At 51.6% G+C, this 5,085-nt stretch carries 3 protein-coding genes; all 3 read left to right on the forward strand.

Translation table 11 applies throughout. From position 1 onward, the window contains the following. Positions 1 to 401: 401 nt before the first annotated feature. The 3 genes from B2Y11_RS08350 (at position 402) to B2Y11_RS08360 (ending at position 4,890) form a co-directional block, all read left to right on the forward strand. Positions 402 to 2,837 (forward strand): hypothetical protein, encoded by a 2,436-nt coding sequence (locus B2Y11_RS08350; RefSeq protein WP_291058000.1) that lies wholly within the window; start codon positions 402 to 404, stop codon positions 2,835 to 2,837. Next, positions 2,830 to 4,200: a hypothetical protein gene (locus tag B2Y11_RS08355; RefSeq protein WP_291058001.1), complete on the forward strand. Its 1,371-nt coding sequence runs from the start codon at positions 2,830 to 2,832 to the stop codon at positions 4,198 to 4,200. Before B2Y11_RS08350 ends, B2Y11_RS08355 begins: the two co-directional genes overlap by 8 nt. Before the next feature lie 66 nt (positions 4,201 to 4,266). Beyond that, positions 4,267 to 4,890 (forward strand): response regulator transcription factor, encoded by a 624-nt coding sequence (locus tag B2Y11_RS08360; RefSeq protein ID WP_291058002.1) that lies wholly within the window; start codon positions 4,267 to 4,269, stop codon positions 4,888 to 4,890. Positions 4,891 to 5,085 lie beyond the last annotated feature (195 nt).

Genomic DNA, 5,085 nt, shown 5'->3' on the forward strand with positions numbered 1-5,085 from the left:
GTCCTATGCAGGACCTCCACAGTGGCACTATAACCCGTGCTTACTGTAGAGCCGCTTATGAAGAGAGTGTTTCGCAATGCTTTATTCGCCCCCTGAGCGAAGCGAACACAACCCGTCTGCACAACCCGCGGCGTCAGCCGCGCCACTTTTTTATAATTTATAATTTGCGGCGTCAGCCGCCACCACCACCCTTTGAACCTTCTGAACCCTTTGAACCCGGGCGCCGAAGGCGCCTGAACCTTCACGCCCGCAGGCGTGTCCACGGGCGAAGCCCCGTCAACCCTCACGCCCGAAAAAGCGTGCCTTCCCCCTGTACTAAAGTACAGTTTTTTTCTTCTTTTTTTCTGCTATACTTAAAATATCAGAGAGTGTTTTACTTGCCTTACACAGGGAGGGAGACCATGAGGAAGGAATGGATTTTTGGGAGAATGGCCTTTTGTATAGCCCTGCTTTTATTTTTTCTTTCCCCTCTGGCTATGGCCATGGATATTGTGTATGACGGCAGGCTGGGGGACGGATACGGGAAAGTGCTGTCCATGGAGGAGGGGCTTTCTTCTTTCCATGTGAGGAAGAACAGCAGCTATGTGCTGGAAATCATGAATCAGGATGATGTGGCGGCGGTGGAGACTTACGATTTCCAGGCCCGATCTCTTATGACAAACCGAATCATGCCTCTGTACTGGTATTCCCACTATACGGTGACCATGGTGCTGGCGGTGGCAGACGGGATTCCCTATGAGGTGAAGGACTGGAAAGATCTGACAGTGTATCCGCTGACCGTAGGGATTCCGGTGGATACGGTGACCAGGGATCTTTCCATGATGAGCTTTTCCTATGGCCTTTCCGGTGAAATGGATCTGTCTGCCGGAGTCGAGGCTTTGAAAAAGATACATCAGGAGGGACGTCTTCGACTGGATGCCCGCTATGCGCCTGGCTATTACCTGCAGACCAGCCGCCGTGAGGAAGCGGATGTGTATATTGTTCCCGATGTGGAGGCGAGGCGCTGGGTTTGGGAAGGCAAGCCTTTTCATCTGGTATATCCAAAGAGGGGAACCCTGTCTTTCAAGAAAGGACTTCTTTCCAGGGAGCCTCTTCTCCTCAATGAAAAGCAGATAGAGAGCCGCCTCTGGCAGGAGGGCTATTCACAGAGCTATCACGGAAGGACCATCCGCTACGAGGAAACGGCCGGTTTCCTTAAGGAAATGGATGATGCAGGCTATTATTTGAAATTTAAGATCCTGGCGCCCTATTCCCTGTATGCACTGGTCTCCATTCCCAATCATATACTCTATTTTTCCATGCTTTTTCTGACGATTATCTGGGGCAGGAGCCTTCGAAGGCGTATGAAGGGGACGGAAGGGGAGTGGATCATCCTTTTCATGGTGATTCTCTGCTTCTTCTGGCTTTTTTTCCGAAGTATCATTGCCGCTCTTCCTGGTGAAATGATCACCATACGCCGGTATAACTGGTATTCCTACTATGTATATATGGCTCTTCTGACCACTCTCATTCTTTGTCTGGCCGTAACCGGCTCCAGAGGCCGGGGGCAAGGCAGATGGCCCTTGTGGCTGAAGGGGACGGCGCTCCTGAATGTATCGCTGGCCCTTGTGATTATGACCAATGATTTTCACGGCGCCGCCTTTTCATTTCCAGAAGGCCTTCCAAGCGCCCCGGATATCCATATCTATCGGTGGGGATACTATGCCCTCTCGGCGGCTTATGCAGGAGAGCTGCTGGTTCTGGTGTTCTACCTTATCCGCAGGGCAGTGAAAAACCATGTGGGAAATATAAAAATCTTTCTGCCGGTGGCAGAGCTTATTCTCTACCTTTTTTATGTGGCCGCCTATGCTCTGGGCATGAAAGTGGCTGTGGCTACCGACTTTACACTGATTACCGTTTTCTCCTTCTTCCTGTGGATAGAATGGATGATTGACTCCCATATGATAGAAGGAAACGGCAGCTATGAAGATTTCTTCAACTATTCTTCCCTGGCCCTTGCCATCAAAGACAGCAGGGGGAGGACCCTGTATCACTCTGTAGGACCAAGAATGAGGAAAGAGGACTGTGAAGTGAAGATTCTTCCGGTGCAGGGCGGGACAGCCCTTTTGTATCGAAATGTGAAGGAAATCAGAGAAAAAAGGCGGCAGATGGGCCTTGTGAATCAGGCCCTTCGCCGCACAGCGGACATGCTGGAAAAGGAAGGTGCCCTCAGGCGCTCCTATATCCGTTTGGCTGCGGAATGGAAGATTTATAGAGAATTGGAAACCATTGTGAAGAGAAAAAGCCGTCTCATCCTTCGTCATGCCTCTTTCCTGCAGCATGCCCGGCCGGGAAACGAGGCGGACGAAGCGGTATTCCGGCTGAATGTGCTGGCCTGCTATGTAAAAAGGCGGTGCATCCTTTTCCTCAAAGGAGCGGAAGGTGGAAAGGTGGACTGCCGGGATTTCCAAATGGCAGCGGAAGAACTGTTCCGCTACCTCTCTCCCGGAGGTGTCCGTGCCGTCCTTCATTCCGAAGGGGCGGCGGGCATCCTTCCTGCCTCTTCTGTCCTTACCTTCTATGATTTTCTGGAAGAATACCTGGAAGGTGCAGTCCTGGCCGGGGCGGTTCATATTTCCTGCCACCTGGATGTCCATCCCCATGGCAGCCGTCTCTCCCTGATGGCAGGAGAATCTTACTGGGTGGAATCTTTCATAAAGGATATGGAAAGGGACAGCCGGTTCACGAAAGATGGTATATCCATAGGCACCAGGGACCTTGGATACAGCCTCTGCGCGGAAATCTGCATCACATATCCTGAAGAGAAAACCGGGAGAAAGGAGAAGGACCATGGCTAATCTGTACATACTGCCGGACTCCTGGCTCATCGCCCTGACCCTCTGGACATTCCTCTCTCTGGCAGCGGAGTCCTTCCTTGTTTATTACCAGAGCCCCCTTCCTTCTTTTCAAAATACCAGACAGAGACTGGTGGAAGGGGCGCAGCTCCTGCTGCTTCTCCTGATTTTTGACCTTCTCCATGACGGCATGGGCGGTCACAGCACCGGCGTTACCATGATGACAAAACATGAAGCGCTGAGGACGGTGCTGGTAGTCCTTACCTCAGCCCTTTTTCTATACGGCGGAAAAGAGGACAAAAGAAATTATATTCTCTCCGCCGCCTCCTTCCTCATCCTTCCCTTAAACCTGATGCTCATGCTCCTCATATGCAATGTAAGGGAGGCTGTCCTCATTTCCCAGTCCTACCGCCAGTACCATGAAGGCCTCACCAGCCTTGCCATAGAAGAAGCCATCAATAAAATGCCCGAAGGCATCTTCCTTACCCGGAAAGGAGGAGAGCCGGTGCTCATCAATAACGCCATGAAGCAGTACATGGCGGACATCCTTGGAAAAAATGTGTCTAGCGGCCGCCTTTTCTGGGAGGAAATAGGGAAAAGAGGGGAAATCTTTGAAGAGAAAGATGAAATCATCTGCCGCCTTGAAGATGGCAGAATCATCCGATTCACCAGAGAACCCTTCATCACACCCACCGGCTTCGGATGGCAGATCACCGCCGCTGATATTACGGAACTGGAACAGATGAACCGGCAGCTCTACGAAAAGAACGAAGCCCTGCGGAAACAGAACGAAAAAATGAAAGATCTGCTAGACATACTGGTGCCCCTGGAAAGCAGAGAAGCCCTCCGCACCATCCGTTTCAAAATCCACGACATGATGGGCCAGCGTATCAGCTGCCTCCAGCAGATCCTTAACAACAGGGACTATAAAAACTACGGCTCCATAGGCCGCATGCTCTCCCGCCTCCTGGAGGACATGGAAAAAGAAATCAAAGTAAAACCGGACCTCATCTTCACAGAACTCCTTGGCACCTATGAAAGCCTGGGCATCCGATTTCATATCAAGGGAAAACTTCCTGAAGGTGCAAAGGGCAGCCTTTTCGTGGAAATCCTCCGGGAAGCGGCGGTAAACGCCATTATCCACGGCAAAGCAGATGAAATCACAGTAACCTTCGAAGAAGAAAATCACTATGCCATGACCGTCACCGACAACGGCACGGGCAGCAGCGGCCCATTGAAAGAAGGCGGAGGACTTTCCTCCATCAGAACCAAAGTAGAAAAAGAAAAGGGCACCATGGCATACACCACCGGATGCCCCTTTATCCTCAAAGTCACCATTCCTGTAAAGGACAGTCTTTCCTCATAAACGGTAGAAAATTTTAAAATTGACGCCTGCCTTTTCTATGATATGATAAAGAGAAGGGGGTGTCCTATGATACGGGTAATGATTGTAGATGACCAGAGGATCCTGCTGGAAGGCCTGCTCCATCTATTTGAAAAAACGGGAAAAATCGAAGTCGTGAAAATCCTGCAGCTCTCCGAAGTGGCAGAAGTGGCCGCCCAGGTTCTGCAGCCCGACATCATCCTCATGGATATCTGCATGGAAGGCCGTACCAGCGGCATTGAAGTCACCAGACGTATCAAAAAGGCGCTTCCCCGGCAGAAAATCATCATCATGACCGGCTTCGCCGACGTCCATTTCGTAGAAATGGCCCGCGAGGCAGGCGCAGACAGCTTCATCTACAAAGAAAGCAGCGCCGCCGACTTTGTGGACACCATGGAACGCACCCTCAAAGGAGAGCACCTCTTCCCCGACGTGAAAGAACGAACCACCTTCGGCCTCCATCACGCCCGCCTTACCAAAAGAGAACTGGATATCCTCCGCCTGGTATGCAGAAACAAATCCTACCAGGAAATCGCTGACACCCTCCACATCTCCCGAAGCACCGTGAGCTTCCACGTAAGCAACATGCTTGCCAAAACAGGCCATAAAAACCTGGTAGGCCTGGCCGTAGAAGCCGCAGAAAAAGGCTACGCTGCCAACACAGACAAATAAAAAATCCGCCGAAAGGCGGTTTTTTTATTGGGGCCATGCAGCAGCGGAAGGGGCGGTTAGAGAAGACAGAAAGACATCAGAAGCTATGCGTGTCATGGCGGCGCTTCCCAGTATTCCCGAAGGTTGACACGCCCTTACGGGCGTGAGGGTTGAGCCAGCCGCCGGGCCTTTCGGCCCTGGGCTGCCAGGGTTCTG

Source organism: Dialister sp. UBA1703 (assembly GCA_002320515.1).
GTDB lineage: Bacteria > Bacillota > Negativicutes > Veillonellales > Dialisteraceae > Dialister.

Excerpts from the sequence above, each read along its gene's own strand:
- B2Y11_RS08360 (WP_291058002.1), top strand. The coding sequence starts at position 4,267 with ATGATACGGGTAATGATTGTAGATGACCAGAGGATCCTGCTGGAAGGC.
- B2Y11_RS08355 (WP_291058001.1), top strand. The coding sequence starts at position 2,830 with ATGGCTAATCTGTACATACTGCCGGACTCCTGGCTCATCGCCCTGACC.
- B2Y11_RS08350 (WP_291058000.1), top strand. The coding sequence starts at position 402 with ATGAGGAAGGAATGGATTTTTGGGAGAATGGCCTTTTGTATAGCCCTG.